The sequence below is a fragment of the Pseudomonas taiwanensis genome (genome assembly GCF_013393345.1).
GTDB lineage: Bacteria > Pseudomonadota > Gammaproteobacteria > Pseudomonadales > Pseudomonadaceae > Metapseudomonas > Metapseudomonas resinovorans_C.
The window spans coordinates 51,264-67,591 of sequence record NZ_QJRF01000077.1; the positions used below are offsets into that span (position 1 = coordinate 51,264).

The 16,328-nt window shown below is 64.1% G+C and carries 11 protein-coding genes; 2 read left to right on the forward strand and 9 right to left on the reverse strand.

Annotation, left to right across the window (positions count from 1 at the left end):
* Window positions 1-641: 641 nt before the first annotated feature.
* Window positions 642-1,352: a lipoate--protein ligase family protein gene (locus DM872_RS28845; RefSeq protein WP_179062609.1), complete on the reverse strand. Its 711-nt coding sequence runs from the start codon at window positions 1,350-1,352 to the stop codon at window positions 642-644.
* Window positions 1,353-1,676: 324 nt separating this feature from the next.
* Between DM872_RS28845 and DM872_RS28850 the strand changes: the two genes are divergently transcribed.
* Window positions 1,677-3,557, forward strand: coding sequence for a multicopper oxidase family protein (locus DM872_RS28850; RefSeq protein ID WP_179062610.1), 1,881 nt, complete (start codon window positions 1,677-1,679; stop codon window positions 3,555-3,557).
* 36 nt (window positions 3,558-3,593) lie between these two features.
* The gene (locus DM872_RS28855; protein WP_179062611.1) at window positions 3,594-4,262 is read left to right on the forward strand and encodes an SCO family protein; all 669 of its coding nucleotides are present in this window, start codon (window positions 3,594-3,596) and stop codon (window positions 4,260-4,262) included.
* A gap of 136 nt (window positions 4,263-4,398) precedes the next feature.
* Here the strand turns inward: DM872_RS28855 and DM872_RS28860 are convergent, their stop codons facing one another.
* From DM872_RS28860 to DM872_RS28895, 8 genes are all read right to left on the reverse strand, one after another.
* Entirely contained in the window at window positions 4,399-5,148 is a 750-nt protein-coding gene (locus DM872_RS28860) for a class I SAM-dependent methyltransferase (RefSeq protein WP_179062612.1), read from the reverse strand.
* A gap of 264 nt (window positions 5,149-5,412) precedes the next feature.
* Window positions 5,413-6,570: a MalM family protein gene (locus DM872_RS28865; RefSeq protein WP_179062613.1), complete on the reverse strand. Its 1,158-nt coding sequence runs from the start codon at window positions 6,568-6,570 to the stop codon at window positions 5,413-5,415.
* On the reverse strand, window positions 6,570-8,162 hold the full coding sequence (locus tag DM872_RS28870; RefSeq protein WP_179062614.1) for an outer membrane protein transport protein: 1,593 nt from the start codon (window positions 8,160-8,162) through the stop codon (window positions 6,570-6,572). The genes DM872_RS28865 and DM872_RS28870 overlap by 1 nt, the downstream gene beginning before the upstream one ends.
* A gap of 18 nt (window positions 8,163-8,180) precedes the next feature.
* The gene (locus tag DM872_RS28875) at window positions 8,181-9,185 is read right to left on the reverse strand and encodes a transporter (RefSeq protein WP_179062615.1); all 1,005 of its coding nucleotides are present in this window, start codon (window positions 9,183-9,185) and stop codon (window positions 8,181-8,183) included.
* 37 nt (window positions 9,186-9,222) lie between these two features.
* Window positions 9,223-9,984 (reverse strand): C39 family peptidase, encoded by a 762-nt coding sequence (locus tag DM872_RS28880; protein WP_077526270.1) that lies wholly within the window; start codon window positions 9,982-9,984, stop codon window positions 9,223-9,225.
* Window positions 9,985-10,074: 90 nt separating this feature from the next.
* On the reverse strand, window positions 10,075-10,527 hold the full coding sequence (locus DM872_RS28885; RefSeq protein ID WP_077526271.1) for a DUF6160 family protein: 453 nt from the start codon (window positions 10,525-10,527) through the stop codon (window positions 10,075-10,077).
* A gap of 230 nt (window positions 10,528-10,757) precedes the next feature.
* Complete coding sequence (locus DM872_RS28890; RefSeq protein ID WP_179062616.1) at window positions 10,758-13,469, reverse strand: helix-turn-helix transcriptional regulator; 2,712 nt, start codon at window positions 13,467-13,469, stop codon at window positions 10,758-10,760.
* Window positions 13,466-16,183 carry a LuxR C-terminal-related transcriptional regulator gene (locus DM872_RS28895; RefSeq protein WP_373273749.1) on the reverse strand — a complete coding sequence of 906 codons (2,718 nt, stop codon included), beginning with the start codon at window positions 16,181-16,183 and terminating at the stop codon, window positions 13,466-13,468. Before DM872_RS28895 ends, DM872_RS28890 begins: the two co-directional genes overlap by 4 nt.
* Between the last annotated feature and the right edge of the window lie 145 nt (window positions 16,184-16,328).

The following is a 16,328-nucleotide window of genomic DNA, read 5'->3' on the forward strand; positions in this document are numbered from 1 at the left end:
CCCTACACACCACTCAAACCTCCCGTAGGTTGGTGTAGAGCGCAGCGAAACCCAACGATTCCCGGAAGTCCGCTGTTGGGCCTCGTTCCTCGGACCAACCTACGGCGGGACTGCCCGTAGGAGCTGGCTTGCCAGCGAATGGCCCCGTTTCGCTAGCAAGCTAGCTCCTACACCCGTAGGTTGGTGTAGAGCGCAGCGAAACCCAACGATTCCCGGAAGTCCGCTGTTGGGCCTCGTTCCTCGGATCAACCTACGGCGGGACTGCCCGTAGGAGCTGGCTTGCCAGCGAATGGCCCCGTTTCGCTAGCAAGCTAGCTCCTACACCCGTAGGTTGGTGTAGAGCGCAGCGAAACCCAACGATTCCCGGAAGTCCGCTGTTGGGCCCCGTTCCTCGGATCAACCTACGGCGGGACTAAATCGCAGGCAAAAAAAGACCCGGCAATTTGCCGGGTCAATAACCGTGATTAGCCTGATGAGGAGATAATCTGATGAGTCCGAAACTTGGGCTTGTCAGCTTATCCAGCTGGCCGCGAGGCCAGTGATTGGAATAATAATGATTCTCATTTTTCAGTCAAGCGATATTCGATACCAAATGTGAATTACTTCTATTCACTGACGAATGGCCTCCCTCCTCGTCCTGCTCATTCCAGATTCAGCCCCGCTTCCGCCAGCGTCCGGCGATAGCAATCACGCAGTGAATCAAGCCGGCTCCACACCTGCCCCACGCATTCGTCCAAGGCGATATGGCTGCTGGCGCGGCAGAGATTTTCCAGCTCGCAGCCCTGATAGAAGGCATTCACTACCTCGACCATGGGTTCGCGCTGGTTTTCCATCAGCACGGCGGCATGGGCCAGTACCACGTGCCGGCCATCGTCACGCCGGCGTCGCCAGCGCTGGGCGGTGCCGACCAGTTTGCGTTCCTCCAGGGTGACGTTGTAACGGCCGTCGCAGAACGCGCCGTCCACCTCGCCCAGCCCGCCTTCCAGCCCCATGCCGGCGAGCCAGTCGAGCATCGGTTGGCAGAGTCGCAGGTAGGCGTTCTCGATCCGGGTCAGCTCGCTCTCACGGGACGGCAGCGCGTAAACCAGCGCCACATTCAGAACCGCCGGCGATTGCGGCACCGGCTCGCCGCCGCTGTCACGCAAGGCGATCGGCCAGCCCAGCGCCTGGCACGCCGAACCGGCGGCGGCGAATCCGGCCAAGCGACTCATGCGCTGCGGCATGACCAGCGCAGCTTCCCGTGGTCGCCACAGGAGCAAGCCGCACTCCCCTTCGCCCTGCTGGATGCGATCCAGCAGCTCGCGTTCCGCGTCCAGTCCTTCGCCTACCGCATAGTGTGAAACCTGATGCATCTCACCTCCCGCACAGTGTCAACTTTCCAGCGGCCTTCAAGCGCCAACGCTTTGCCGCGATAAGTCACTCATTCATTTGCACTTTTATACCGTTCGTATCCGTAGTTCAGCCGCCAGTCCGCCAAAGGCGGTTTTCACTCAGTTGAATGATGGCACTGCGGAATTGCCTCCTATAAGTTTGTTTCAACCTGTTTCAAAAAGCGCGATACAGGCTTCGACCGGAGATCACTACAGAGCCAATAAGGCCGACCGGTACGAGGTGCTTCTGAAGCAGTCAGAGCGATCGAAAATTCACCGTCAATCAAGCTGTGGAGGACCGCAGCCGTGAATATCTCTCGCTTGCTGTACAGGGGAACCTCGCTTGTCGCCAGTAATGCCACCGGTGACAGCCACCAACAACCAGAACAACCCGCCAACACCAATCGCCGCTCGTTCCTCAAATGGTCCGCTGCCGCCAGCGCCCTGCCCCTTCTGCTCGCGGAAAGCGACAGTCAGGCCAAGGACAGTGACACCTCGGAAATCACCAGCCCGAGAACCACACCGTGGAAGGAATTCCTTCCCAACCAGATGAGTCCGCTGAACCCGGTCAGCGTGCTGCATGGCGCGGACGGCGTGCAGGTGGCCCCGCCTTCCGCAACCGCCGACGCAGAACACGGCGAATGCGGCCGCAAGCCGCACCAGCGCTATGACGAACTGGGCGTCAACCCGACGATGTACGAAATCAACGTGGTGGAGCGCCCCTGGAAGGCTCACCCGGACCTGCCGGAAATCAAGGTCTGGAGCTACCGCGCGGCCGACTCCACCCCGGACAGTTTCAGCCCGATCATCTTTGCCCGTTACGGCCAGCCGGTGCTGTGCCGCTTCCACTGCAAGCTGCCCAAGGACCACGTCGGCGTCGGCGTTCCCTATATCTCCGTGCACCTGCACAACCTGCACTGCCCTTCGGAAAGTGACGGTTTTCCCGGCGACTTCTTCAGTGCCCAGAAGCAGGGCCTGACGATGGATTACAAGGGCGAGTACAAGGACCACTTCTACCCCAACGTCTACGCCGGCCTGGACGAGATGCAGAACGGCATCGGCGACTACCGTGAGGCCCTCGGCACGCTGTGGTTCCACGACCACACCTGGCAGGCCACCTCGCAGAACGTGGTGCGCGGGATGTTCGGCTTCTACGTCATCTTCGATCACCTGGATTCCGGCAACGAGAAGGACCCGAGCCCCGAAGCGCTGCGCCTGCCCAGCTTCCCGTACGACTACATGCTGAGCTTCAACGACATGCGCTTCGACTCGAAGGGCCAGCTGGTCTTCGACCGCTTCAGCCCCGACGGCACCCTCGGCGACAAGACCCTGGTCAACGGCAAGATCGAACCGGTGCTGCGGGTCGCCCGCCGCAAATACCGGCTGCGCCTGCTCAATGCCGGCCCGTCGCGCTTCTACGAATTCTATCTGCACGACAGCAAGGGCAAGGCACAGACCTTCACCTACATCGCCAACGACGGCAATCTGCTGCCCGCGCCCATCCGCAACATGGGCAAGGTGCACCTGGGCGTCGCCGAACGCGCGGACCTGGTGGTGGATTTCTCCAAGTACCCCATTGGCACCGAGCTGTTCCTCACCAACCGCCTGATCCAGGACACCACCAAGGGTCCGGACAAGGTCGACGGATCCGGCACCAAGGTGCTCAAGCTGCTGGTGGATCGCGATCCGCCGGAACAGGACCTGAGCCAGGTGCCGGACGTGTTGCGGCCGCTGCGCCCGCTGTGCGACGAGGAGATCGAACGGGCCAAAGTGCGCCGCTGGGTGTTCGACCGCAAAGGCGGCGAATGGGCCGTCAACGGGAAGCCGGAAAACATCCTCGACACCAGCGCCAAGATCGACAAGGGCGAGTGCGAGATCTGGGAGCTGGTCAACGAAAGTGGCGGCTGGCAGCACCCGGTGCATATCCACTTCGAGGAGGGCCGCATCCTCAGCAAGACGGTCAACGGCATACCCGTGGCCATTCCGGAACACGAGCGAGGACGCAAGGACGTCTACGTGCTCGGCAAGAACGAGGCGGTCAGGGTGTTCCTGCGCTTCCGCGACTTCACCGGCAAGTACGTCATGCACTGCCACAACGTGATCCATGAGGACCACGGCATGATGATGCGCTGGGACATCGAGGACGACACGCCACCCGAAGCGCCCGCCGAGTGCGGCGTCAGCTGAGCCAAAGCCAACCTTGATCGTGACTGGAGATGCCAGATGAACACTCGCAGAAACCTGCTGTTCGGCGCCGGTGTGGCTGCCGCAGGCGTGGCCGCGCTGGGCGCCGGCCTGGTGGGCCGCAACTGGGCCGCCCCGGAACCCGAGTACGCGGAGGGCGACAGCTTCGGCGCCCGTTACTTCCCAAACCTCACGCTCTACACGCACCTGGGCAAACGCGTGAAGCTCTACGACGACCTCATGCGCGACAAGGTGGTGGCCTTCAACATGATGTACACGATGTGCGGCGGCCTTTGCCCCACCATGACCGCCAACCTGCGCGGCACCCAGAAGCTGCTGGGCGACCGCGCCGGGAAGAATGTCTTCATGTACTCCATCACCCTGCAACCGGAGCTGGATACGCCGGAAATCCTCAGGGAGTACGCCGAGTCCCACCATGTCGGTCCGGGCTGGCTATTCCTCACCGGCGACCCAACGGACCTGGAGAAGCTGCGGCGCAAGCTGGGTTTCTTCGATCCGGACCCGGTGGTCGACGCCGACCGCACCACCCATATCCGCATGGTGCGGATCGGCAACGACCGATATGACCAGTGGACCATGGCCTCGGCCCGCTCTCAGCCTGAGCAGTTGGTGGCGGCGATCAACATGGTGGACCGGTCGGTGGACTTCACTTCGCACAATGGGAAGGATGCGAGCTTGCCGGCTTGAGGGTGAGGCTCGTCGGTCGACATACATTGTGGGGGCGATTTCAATCGCTGAGCAGGCCGAAGGCCTGCCAGGGAGCCAAGGGCAGCTGCGCTGCCCTTAGCGAATGAATTCGCCCCCACAAAGGAATGGCCCGACTTCAGGAAATCCGCCCCAAATTCACCACCAACGGCCAGCTCACCCGGCGGGTGCTGGCCGGGTCGCCCCAGGCCTGCTGGAAGCGTTCGCGCAGCGGGTCGAGGGGGTCGGTACCGTGGGCAGATTTGTAGGTGCCCACGGCCGACCAGCTTTCCAGGTAACCCAGCAGCCGCGCCAGATCCCATTCGGCATCCAGGGTGAAGGGCGGCACCTCGATGCGTTCGAAGGGGAACGGCAAGGTGCGGTAGCCCTGCTCCACGTGCCGGCGCTCTTCGGCCCAGTAGCTGCCGAGGATGTCGTTGTAGAGGTGACTGACCAATGCATCCACTTCGGGCGTGATCGTCGTGAGGTTGTAGGAGATCACCGCCAGCAACCCGCCCGGCCGGCTCACGCGGCGCACTTCCGCGTAGAAGCGCTCCAGGTCGAACCAGTGCAGCGCTTGCGCCACCAGGGTCAGGGAGACACTGGCGTCGGCCAGCGAGGTCTGCTCCGCCGGCTCGCAGCGGTAGTCGATATTGGCCGCCGGCTCGGCCTTGGCCAGTTGCTGCGCGCTCACATCGGTCCCCACCACGCGCTGGAAATGCCGCGCGAGGTCGACGGTCGCCTGGCCGGAACCGCAACCGCAATCCCAGGCGAGGGCAAGGTCCGGTGCCTGCTGGCTGAGCCAGGTGATCAGGGCGGGATCGTAGGTGGGACGATTGGCGCGGTAGGCGTCGGAGTTGCGGGTGAAGAGCGCACTGGTGTCGGACATGGCAGGAAATCCGCTTCGGGTCGCTGGGGTTGCCAGCATAGCGCGCGATCAAGACACCCTGCGAAGGTTTCACCGCCCTCCCTCACCCCCGGCCCCTCTCCCGAAGGGAGAGGGGAGCAAAGCGCGCAGGCACCAAGTCCTGTGCACCTCCTGTGGGGGCGATTTCAATCGCTGAGCAGGCCGAAGGCCTGCCGGAAGAGCTGGGGCAGCTGCGCTGCCCTTAGCGAATGAATTCGCCCCCACAAATGAAGAGCAGTCCCTGCCTCATTTCACAATGGCCAGCTCGAACGAGCCCTGGTCCGCGTGCTCATGCACCTGCATGCCCGCCTCGCTCAGGGCCAGGTCCTGCAGGGGGCGCTTGAAGGGTTTGTTGTCCAGGGTCTGCAGGCTGCGGTCTTCATCGGTGGTCAGCAGCAGCACATAGCGTTCGCCCTGATTGGCGCGGACCTGCACGGTGCCTTCGATGAAGGCATAGCGGTACCAGGTTTCACCGTGGAGCTGGTAGATCGCATCGCTCACCAATCGCGTGGGCCGTTTGGCCTCGTCGAGGAACAGCAGCGAGGGATAGACCACCTGGCGATTGGCGAAGCTGCGGATGCGCAAGCCGTAACTGTGCTGCGAGCGCGGCAGCTTGAGGGCGCTGTAGTAGCTGCGGCCCATGGGGAAGTCGAAGCTTGGCGAGAGGTTGTTCAGCTCCTCGTAACGCGGCTCCTCGACCGAGACTTCGGTGAAGGCGGCATCCGCCAACTGGCCACAGCAGCGGTCCACCAGGCTCTGGTAAAGCGCCTCGCCCTGCTCTTCGCTGCCCTCCAGCAGGGCCTTCATGGCGGCGGTGGGCTGCCCGTCCAGTGAGGGCAACAGCGCGGCCTTGCGCTTGAACTCCATCTCGCGGGCTTCGGTGTAGGCGACGGGACCGGGGCGCGCATCATCCCCATCCGTCTCCTTGCCTCGCGCCGGCACCGGAGAGTTATGGGTGCGGCCCTGCTCGTCGACCCAGGTGAAGTACGCCGGCCCCTGTTCCGGGCGGGAGTAGCCACGGCCTTCGAGGACGTCCGAGTCGACGTACTCCTCCGAGCGCTGGCCGTTGGGTAGCACGAAGTCGCGCTGTCCCGAATCCACCTGACCGGCCGCGTAGAAGCTGTTCTGCAGGTTGCCGCTGGCATCCACCCAGGTGAAATAGCGCCGCTTGCTTTCTCCGGCCTTGGCGCTGCCGGGCCACTGGGCGTCGTCGCTGTCCTTCAGGCGTGCCTGGTCGCTCTGGACGACGCGCCTGGCCGCCTGACGCTGCTGTTCGCTGTAGCGACTGTCGACGAAGGTGTTGTGCACCCGCCCCTGATCGTCGATCCAGGTGAGGTAGCGGCCGCTGCTGGCCTGGGCGGTGCCGGCGAGGGTCAGGGCGATGAGCAGGATGGGCGCTTTCATCAGAAGGTCGTCTGGTAGGTCAGGGCCAGGATGTACGCCTTCACCGAAGTCGAGACGTTCTGGCCGGCGTAGGGGTTGTAGACCAGGTTGTCGATACCGCTGCAGTTGAGGTTGCAGCTGGTATCGGCCTTGGTGCTCTGCTTGGTGGTGAAGTAGTTGAAGCCGATGTCGATGTTGGTGTCCTTGTCCCAGCGGTACCCCAGGCCCAGGCCGTACAGGTGGGCGTCGCCGATGGGTGCGAGCACGTCGGCCTTGTCATCCGGAATGGCCGAGGGGCGCCATTCGTAGCCGGCGCGCACGGCCAGGCGGTCGGTCCACTGGTACTGCATGCCGAGTGCCCAGCTCCAAGTGTCGCGGTAGCCACGGTCGAGGATGATGCTGCGGTCGGTGGCATTGCCGCCGCCGAAGTTCTTGGCGATGCGCAGCAGGTCCAGCTCGCGGTCGAATTCGATCTCGAACTCGTTCCAGTCGCTATAGCCGCTCCACTTCAAGTCGAAGTTGAACTGCCAGCGGTCGAAGGGAACGATCTTGATGCCGGTGGAGAAGTTGTCCGGGTAGGTCATGTCCAATGACGCGTTGCCCTGCTCTTCGTCGACGTTGCCGAGGGGAAACAGCGGGCTCAACACCTGGCCGAACAGCGAGGACTGCATGCCGGACCAGAAGCCCTGCCAGTCCTTGCTGTAGTCGACCCGGTACTTGCCCTGCAGGTGCATGCGCGCCTCGCTCTGGTAGGTGGCGCCCCAGGCGAACCAGTCAGTGGGTTCCCAGAGGAAGCCGATGTTCCAGGTGGGCGACAGCGACTGCTGAAGGTCCAGGTCCATGTTGGCCAGCGTGTCGAACGGGCCGATCTTGCCGCCGCAGACGTTGATGATCCCGGAGACGACTTCGCCCATTCCCGGCAGGCAGAGGAACTCGTTGAACAGCCGGGTCAGACCGGTCAGGAAGCCGGGGTTGCGGAAGTCCTGGTTGAGTGCCATCGCCTGGTGGGAGAAGCCGATGGACAGGCCCACCGCCAGTTCGTCGTTCATCTGGTAGCCGACCGAGGGCGAGAAGTAGGTGATGCGCTGCAAGGCGACTTCACGCCCCTGGTAGCGCGCCGGATCGCTGTCGGAATCCCGCGAGTAACCCAGTGCCATGGGCGCGTAGACGTTGGTGGCGAAGGTGAACTTGGAGCCCGGTGGATTGATCGAGAGACCCGCCAGCGGTGCGAACAGCACCGGCACTTCGGTCATGCCGCCCATGCCCGGCAGGTACATGGCTGGCGTAAGCGTGCGGCTGCTGGAGTTCGCCACCGGGTCGTCGTCGTAACCGAGGAAGCCGTAGTCCTCGGGGGCTTCGAACTTGGCGCGGATGTCCATCACGCCGGTGAGGAACTTCACCGTGGTCTGGCGGCCCTTGAGCTTGGTCAGTGCGGCCGGGTTGTAGTGCACGGCGTCGATCCCGGAGGAATCGGCGGTAATGGCATTGGCCATGGCCATCGCCTTGGGGTTGCCGATGGTCAGGTCGTTGGCCAGTTGGGCCTGGGCCAGGCCCGCCCAGCACAGGCCGACCCCGGCGATCGCCCGCGCAAGCGGCGAAAGGTGCGTGCTCATGAGGTGATCTCTCGCCGGTTACTGGGCCTTGAGGCCTTTGATGTCGAGGGGCACGGAGAGCCCCAGGAGTACGTCCGGCGAGTCCTCGGTCATGCCGAAGCCGGCGTTGACGTTGATGATGTAGTCCGGCGACGTTCGCAGGCCGAGGGAGAAGTTCATGATCGAACTGGTCTGTTCGGTGCCCTCCAGGTTGGCGGTCTCGAACTTGTAGGTCGGCTTGGTCGTGTAGGCCATCTGATAGGAGGTGGCCAGGGACACGTCGTAGGACAGCGCATAGGCGAAGCCCATGCTGAAGTTGAGGGTGTCGCCCGGTTCCACGTCTTCCAGGATGCGCCCGCCGCGCATCTGGTGAATGTCATGCACCGGCATGTTGTAGGTGTACCCCACCGAACCGAACAGCACGACCGGGTCAATCACGTAGGACATGTTGGCGCCGACGCCCAGGCTGTAGTAGCCGTTGCCAGTGGAGAGGTCGTTCTCGCTGTTGATGTCGTATGGGCTTTCCCCGGTGGGCAGGCCCAGGGTGGCAAAGAGCGTGGTGACCGGGCGGCCACGGGTCGAGGCCCAGGGCTGCCAGCGCAGGGAGGCGGAGATGTCGCCGAGGCTGTAGACGTTCAGGTCGCGCTCGGTGTCGTACTTGGCGACGAAGGGCAGGCGCACGCTGAAGGTCAGGTTGTCCCACACGCCGTAGTCGAAGGTGAAGGAGTTGGTGAAGGTGTGCTGGGCCTCGCTCTGGCTGAGCACGCTGTAGACGTTGCTGCCGGTGCGGAAGGTTTCGATCTGGGTATCGCGCACCAGCGAATAGTCGAAGCCGTAGGTGAGCGTGCGCTCGCCTTTCTTCAGCAGCGTGTAGCTCTTCTCGGAGGCCTGGAACACCTCTTCCAGCGCCTTGGCGCTGTCGGCGTCGTCTTCCTTCTTGCTCAGCGCGTCACGCGCCTCGTCCACCGAGCTCTCCTCGGCGTGCAGCGGCAGACTGGTACAGAGCACCAGCATGGCCAGCCATGCGTATTCCCTTGGTCCCATGGTGCTATCCCCAGGTCTTTCTTGTTATGAGCGGGTGTCACTTGCGGCGGATGTAGCGGATGTCGCCCCCCGAACCCAGTTCGTCGATTTCGTTCTGGGTGAACTTGGTGATCTGCGGAAACTCCTTGAACGCCAGCAGGCTGACGATGCGGTCATCCACCAGGCGCAGGTCGCGCTCGGTGAGGGCCATGGCGTTTTGCGGTTCGTTGCCCGAGGGGAAGATCACGAAGAGGACGTTCTGGTCCCAGATTTCTTCGAAACGGGCACGGGTGAAACTGATGTTGCCGAGTGCGGGGTCGGCGACGAATACGTGGTCGTTGTAGACGTCGCGCACCACCACGAAATGCTTGAAGCCGCCGTAGTGGATCGGAACGATGGCCGGGTGCTCCAGGGCGTCGAGGTCGCCGAACTCGGCACGGAAGCCGCCACTCTTGTAGCCCAGGGCACCGACGAAGCGCTTCATGTCCAGCAGCGAAAAGCCACGGCGCTCGACGATCTTGTCGGCCTCGCCGTAGCGCAGCAGGCCTTCCATCACCTGGCGTTCTTCCAGGTTGCGGCCCAGGTAGTAGTCCAGCAGGCTGGTCAGCGCCGCGGAGCCGCAGCTGTAGTCGTAGGCCTGGCGGATGACGTTGCGGAATTGCAGCTGGCTCATCGGCTCGACGACCGCCGTTTCACGGTACGGGCCATTGGGCGAGAGCGGCTGGCTGATGTTCACCGCGCCTTGCGGTTGCGGCTTGGTGTCCACCGTCTGGGTGAAGCCGAACAGACCGAGCAAACTGCCAATCAGGATTTCGATCATTGCCGTTCCGACTACTCGACTCTTTTCGCGGGGAAAGGCCTCGCCGACCAGGTCGGCGAGGCTTTCCGGGTTACAGGATCAACGCAGCTGTCAGTGACCCCAGACCTTCAGGGTGGAGCCGGACATGTTCATGTTGTTGACGGCCAGCGAGCCGATGCTGGCAGCACTGGAGTCGCCGACGCGGATGGCGCCAACCGAGAGCTGGCCGGTGATGGACGGCAGGCTGATCTGCAGCTTGTCGCTGCCACCGGCGCCACCGTCGATCACGTCGATCTTCAGCGGGTCGCTGTCGAGGATGTCGAAGCCGGTGAAGGACACGGTTTCCAGACGCAGGGTACCGGCGGTGGTGGTGCTGCCGGAGGTTTCGGAGTCGGTGTAGACGATGCTGCCGATGGAGCCGTTGAAGCTACCGGAGATGCTGATGCCGTCCTGACCGGTCACGCCGGACAGAGCGGAATCGTCCATGGCCTTGAGGTCGGCCTGAGCCATGAACGGAGCAGCGAGCACAGCAGCGGCCAGAGCCAGTTGTTTGAAGCTTTTCATTCTTTTTATCTCCAAAGTTCACAGGTGGGTTGCCCCCGGGGCCTGCCGTCGACTCCTGTCATCGGCAGTTGGACCGGCTGACGCCGATCTCCTGGCCGGACGCTGCTTCCTTAGTCGCATCCGGCGAGGATTCGTGAAGCACCATGCTTCTCGACCTGGGAACAAAACTACTGAGCCCCTCCCCCGCTGCCAGCCCATCCAAGGGATGGAGGGGCGGCGGGACTCCCACCTCAGGCCTCGCTCAACAGGCCCAGGCTCTTGCCCTTCAACACGGCCTGGGTACGGCTGCGTACCCCCAACTTCGCGAACAGGTTGTGCAGATGCCACTTGATGGTGGCCTCTGACAGGTGCACCGCCTGGGCGATATCGCGGTTGGAAAGACCCGCCGCGACATACCGCAGGATTTCCCGCTCACGATGGCTAACGTCTTGATTTTCATCGAAAGTTTCAGGATCTACGGCCAGCCGGCGGCATTGCTCGCGCAGGCTTTCAGCCACGCCTTGCCAGGCGCCGGCGCGCTTCGGTTCGGCCGCACGCCAGGCATCCCAGAGCGGTAGCAGCCAGAGCGCGTCGTCCTGGAACAGCCGGCGGTAACCACGGTTCCAGGCCTCTTCCAGGGTGTTCTGGAACAGGGCGAAGGCCTTCTCGCTGTTACCTTTGCGCCAATACGCCACAGAAAGTAACAGCGACAGGCGCAGGCGACGGTCACGCTGGTGCTCATCCTGTTGCCGTGCGAGGCAATTCTCCAGGCTCGCCTGGGCGCGCTCGGGGCGGCGTTCGGTCAGCGCCAGGCGCGCTTCGGTCAGGGCCAGCACCGTGTGGGCATCGGAGTAGCGCGCCAACGGCAGCACCGCGAGGTGCTGCTGCAGTTGCAGGCAGATGCGCTCCGCTTCATTGGGCCGGCGCAGCCAGAGCAGGAACTGCACCTTGCAGGCCATGCCGTGGGCGAAGACCCGTTCGTAGCCCGCGCCCTGCAGGCCAGCCAACCATTCGTCGAGCTGGACCAGCGCCTGCTCCGGCTCGCCGGCGAAAAAGCGCGCCCGCGCCATCACCAACTGGCCGCGGCTGATCAGCTCCACGGGTGTCGCCACATCGCGCCAGGTGGTCGCCAGGGGCAATTCGGCGAGGATCGCGGCTTGGCGATCCTGCTCATAAAGAAGGTCGGCATAGGCCAGGGCCAGCGGCCCGCCTACCCGGCTGCGCCGGCCGAACACCCGTTCCACCCGGGCGCGGGCGGTTTCAGCGATGGCGCGGCCGCGTTCCAGTTCGCCGCTCTCCTTGCAGATCAGTGCTTCGATCAGGCTGGTCATGACATGCAGGTATTCGCTGTCCACCAGCTTCAGGTTGTCGCGGGCAACGGCGATGGCCTTGGCGGCTTCGCCGAACTCCCCCATCAGCGCGTAGGCCGCCGCCTGCACACAGGCCAGGCTCGCGCGAAACACCGGCTGGTTGTCCGGGACCATGGAGAGCCACTGGCGGGCGACCTTGAGGCAGGCCTCCAGTTTGTCCTGGTAGAGCATCACCAGGGCCTTGAGCACCTGGGAGGCAGCCAGCAGTTCGCCGAGACCAAAGTGGATCACCTTGCCGCGCCCCTGCAGCAGGCGCGTGCTGACTTCCTCGATCAGCGCCTCGGACTCGGCGAAGCGCTGTTCGAATGCCAGCTGCCAGGCATAGAAGATCTGGAACACCGGGTGTTCGCGGATGACCTCGGCGGGCACCCCCTTGAGCATCGAAAGGATGCCGTAGACCCGGTTGCCGGCAATCAGTCGCGCGCCCTGACGCTCCAGCATCTGGGCGGCGAAGGCGAAATCCCGGCCACGCAGGGCGTACTTGATGGCCCGATCCGGCATGTCGTGCCCTTCGCACCAGCGCGCCGCTGCATGCAGCAGGGTTGCCGAATCGGTCTGGCGCGCCAGACGGCCCTGGAGGAATTCGGCGAACAGATGGTGATAGCGGAACCACTCGCCCTGCTCGTCCAGGGGAATGATGAAGAGCTGCTCGCGCTGCAGGCGCATCAGCATGTCGAGTCCGTCGCGGCGACCGGTCAGTGCATTGCAGAGGTCGGCGCAGAACTCGTCGAGCACCGAGGTCTGGTCAAGGAACTGCTGCAACGGTTGCGGCAGGCTTTCGAGCACGTCTTCGGTCAGGTAGTCGGCGATGTTGCGCTCGGTGCCACTGAGGCTGGCAAGGAACGCGGCGCGGTCGGGATGCCGGGTGAGCGCCAGGCTCGCCAGGTGCAGAGCGGTGATCCAGCCTTCGGTGCGGGTGTGCAGCAGGCGCACTTCGTCGCTGGCCAGCGGCAGCTGGCGCACCTCGCGGAAATAGGCCTCGGTTTCGTCGAGGCTGAGGCGCAGGTCTTCGGCTTTCAGCAGCAGCGATTCCGCCTCGCTGAACAACAGCCGCGGCGTGAAGCGGGTGCTGCTGACCAGGTGGACATTGGCCGGCAGGTTCTCGATCAGGTAGCGCGCGCCCTGGTCGAGGGCGGCATGGCGGATGCGGTGGAAGTCGTCGAGCATGAGGTAGAGGTCGCCCTCGATGCGTTGCAGGTCGCCGACGAAGGCATCGATCACCGCTTCGATGGGCCAGTTCATGTCCCCCTGCAGAAGGCCGACGGTATTGCCGCCGAAGCCGGGCAATGTGGCATCCACCGCAGCGACCAGGTATTGCAGCAGGCGCTGCGGCTCGCTGTCGGCCTCATCGCAGGACAACCAGGCGACGTGCGCGCCATCGGCCTGGAGGTGCTGGCGGAACAGGCTGAGCACCGTGCTCTTGCCGAACCCGGCCGGAGCGCTGAGGACCAGTACGCGGCGATTCCGTGCACCGCGCAGGCGCTGGATCAGGGCGCGGCGCGGCAGCACCGGTCGGCCACCGGCATCGGCCGGGAACAGCTTGGTGCGCAGCAAGGGAATCTGGTGCGGGCGTGACAGGCAGAGGTCGGTCATGGTTCGAGCAGCCCCAGCTCGCGGGCACGCCGGATCGCCTGGGTCCGGTTACGCACCTTGAGCTTTTCGTAGATGTTGTGCAGGTGCCATTTGACAGTCCCCAGCGCCAGGGCCAACTGCTGTCCGATCTCCTCGTTGGACATGCCCTTGGCGGCCAGGCAGACCACCTCGCGCTCGCGGTCGGTGAGTCCTTCTTCGAGCACATCCAGGGATTTGCGTGCGTCGTTGCCGGGCCAGGACGCCAGCAGGTCGCGAATGAAACCTTGCAGGGCGGGCTGACGCTCGGCCGCTTCCAGTTGCTGGAGCAGTTGGCGGATGGCCTCGCCCTCTTCTATGAACAGGCTGCGTACGCCTTCCCGTTCGGCACAGAGCAGGCACTGCACCAGCAGGCTCTGGGCACGTTCCTGATAACCCAGGCGCTGGTAGCTGAGGGCGGCCAGCAGGTCCAGGCGCAGGCGTTGCATGCCATGCCAGTTGGTCTGGAGTTTGCCGCGCAGCTGGGTGATCTCGTGCAGGGCCTCGCTGAAGTGGCCCCGCGCCTGCTGCAGGCGAACGCGAATCAGCCCCTGTACCCAGAGCGCCGAGTTGGCGCCGTGCTGGGTGCCGCCGCCATTGGCCAGCTTGTTCCAGTCCACGCCCTTGAAGCGTTGTTCTGCACGTTTGATGCGATCCGTACCGGGCTCCTGGAGCATCAGCGAGATTTCGTCCGCCACTGCTCGCGCATAGAAGCGCCAGGATTGGTTGCGCGCAGCGAGGTTCTGCATCAGCACCAGGGTCGCCTGCGCTTCCTTCGGCTTGTCCTGCATGCGTTGGATGCGCGCGAGGAAAAGCATGCCCTGGGCATAGATGTCGATCGGCCGGATGACGTCGATATGGGTCAGCGCGGCGCCGAGGCGCTCCTCCAGTCCATCGAGGCGCCCCTGCTGGTATGCGATCAGGGACTCGACTATGACCGGCAGCGCCATGGCGCGGGACTTCTCACCCAGATGAGGAATGACTTGCGCGCGCATCTGGTCGAAGAGCATCTGTGCCTGCCGCACCTGCCCCTGCTCCAGGGCGAGGAGAATTTCGACGTTGGCCAGTTGCATGTCCAGGTAACGGCCTTGGAGGAAATGGTTGCGCTGCTGCGCCAGGGAAAGCAGGCGGCGCGCCTGATCCGGCTGGGCGAGGGTCACCAGCGCCATGGCGCCGATCACCAGGATGGCGACTTCGAGGAAGGCCTGGTTGCGCCCGAGCTGCGCCTCCACCCTGCGGGCGATGGTGACGCAGAGTTCGAGGTCGTCCTTCTGCAGGGCGAGGGCCGCCTTCACCGCCAGGGTGGCCAGGTACTTGTCGCTGATCTGCGCCTCGGCGCGGGTACCACCCCAGCGGGCCAGCAACTCGTCGAGCATCTGGTTGGCTTCCGGCAGGGCCATCTCGGTTGCGCGGTTCCAGACATCCGCCAGGATCAGGGTCGGGTAACGCGCGGCGATGTCGTCCGGCACCTTCTGCCGCCAGCGGTAGATCTTGTTCAGTTGGCCGCGGTTGATCAGCTCCAGGCCGCAGCCATCCACCAGCGCAGCCAGCATGTCCGGGTCCTCGGCCAGGCTGGCGTGCTCGATGGCGAGGTTCTGCATGTGGTGGTTGGTGAACCACAGACTGGCGTTGAAGTGCAGCTGTTTCAGGCGTTCCGGGTCATGGGTCTTGAGGCGACCGCGCAGGAAATCGGCGAACAGGTGGTGGAAACGGTACCACTGGCGCTCGCGATCCAGTGGAAGGAGGAACAGCTGCATGGTTTCCAGCCGCTCCAGCAAGGCCTGGCCGTCCTGCCGTCCCGTCAGCGCGTTGGCCAGGTCGCCACTGAGCTGGCTGGCGACACCGAGGGCCAAGAGGGCGTCCTGCAGATCGGCGGACAGCTGTTCGAAAACACTGGCCAGCAGGTATTGGCCTACGGTGGCCTGGTCACTGCCCAGGCATTCCATCTGCTCGGTGGCTTGAGGCTGGTGGCGCAGCCACAGGCTCGCCAGCTGCACCCCAATCGCCCACCCTTCGGTATGGCTATGCAGGGCGGCCAGTACGGCATCATCCAGTTGCAGGCCGGTACGGGCCAGGTAGTCGCGGGTTTCCTCGACGGACAGGCGCAACTCGTCGAGCCCGATCTCCAGCAACCAGCCCTTGGCCCGCAAGGTGGCCAGGCTCAGCGGCGGCAGGGAGCGGCTGCCGATGGCCAGGGTGAAGCTGGCGGGGGCCAGGCGCACCAGGCGACCGAGGGCGGTGAAGAGTTCCGGGTCCTTGAGCAGGTGCAGGTCGTCCAGCACCAATAGGAGCGGACCATTGTGCCGGGCGAGGTCAACCAGCAGGCTTTCCAGCACGGCGTTGACCGGCACCTGCATGGTGTTGTGCAGGTAGCCCCGGGCGTAGTCGCCGACTCCGGGCACGGCTTCGCCGAGGGTCTTGATCAGTTGCTGGAAGAATCGCGCGGGGTCGTCATCCTCGCTCTCCAGCGAGAACCAGGCCACCGCGCTGCCGGCGGCGCGACGCTGCTCGGTCAGGGCCGCAAGGGCGGTGGTCTTGCCGAACCCGGCGGGTGCCGAGAACAGCAGGAGGCGTGCATGAGGATGGGCGGCCAGTGCCGCCTGAACCTGGGGTCTGGGCAGATAATCGGCAGATGCCTGGGGTGTCACGAGTTTGGAGCGCTGGCGGCTACCGGCTGCGGGGTTGAGAACTGCGTCCACTGCCTGAATCCCTGTGTCGTTATCGTTGTGGTTCGGAGGTACATCTCCGTGGGATTGGTACATAAGTATCAGAATGTTTTTCCTACGTAAACGTCAGAAAAGGCTCTAGGATCGCCACTACAGGCAGACTAGAATCCGCTCCTGC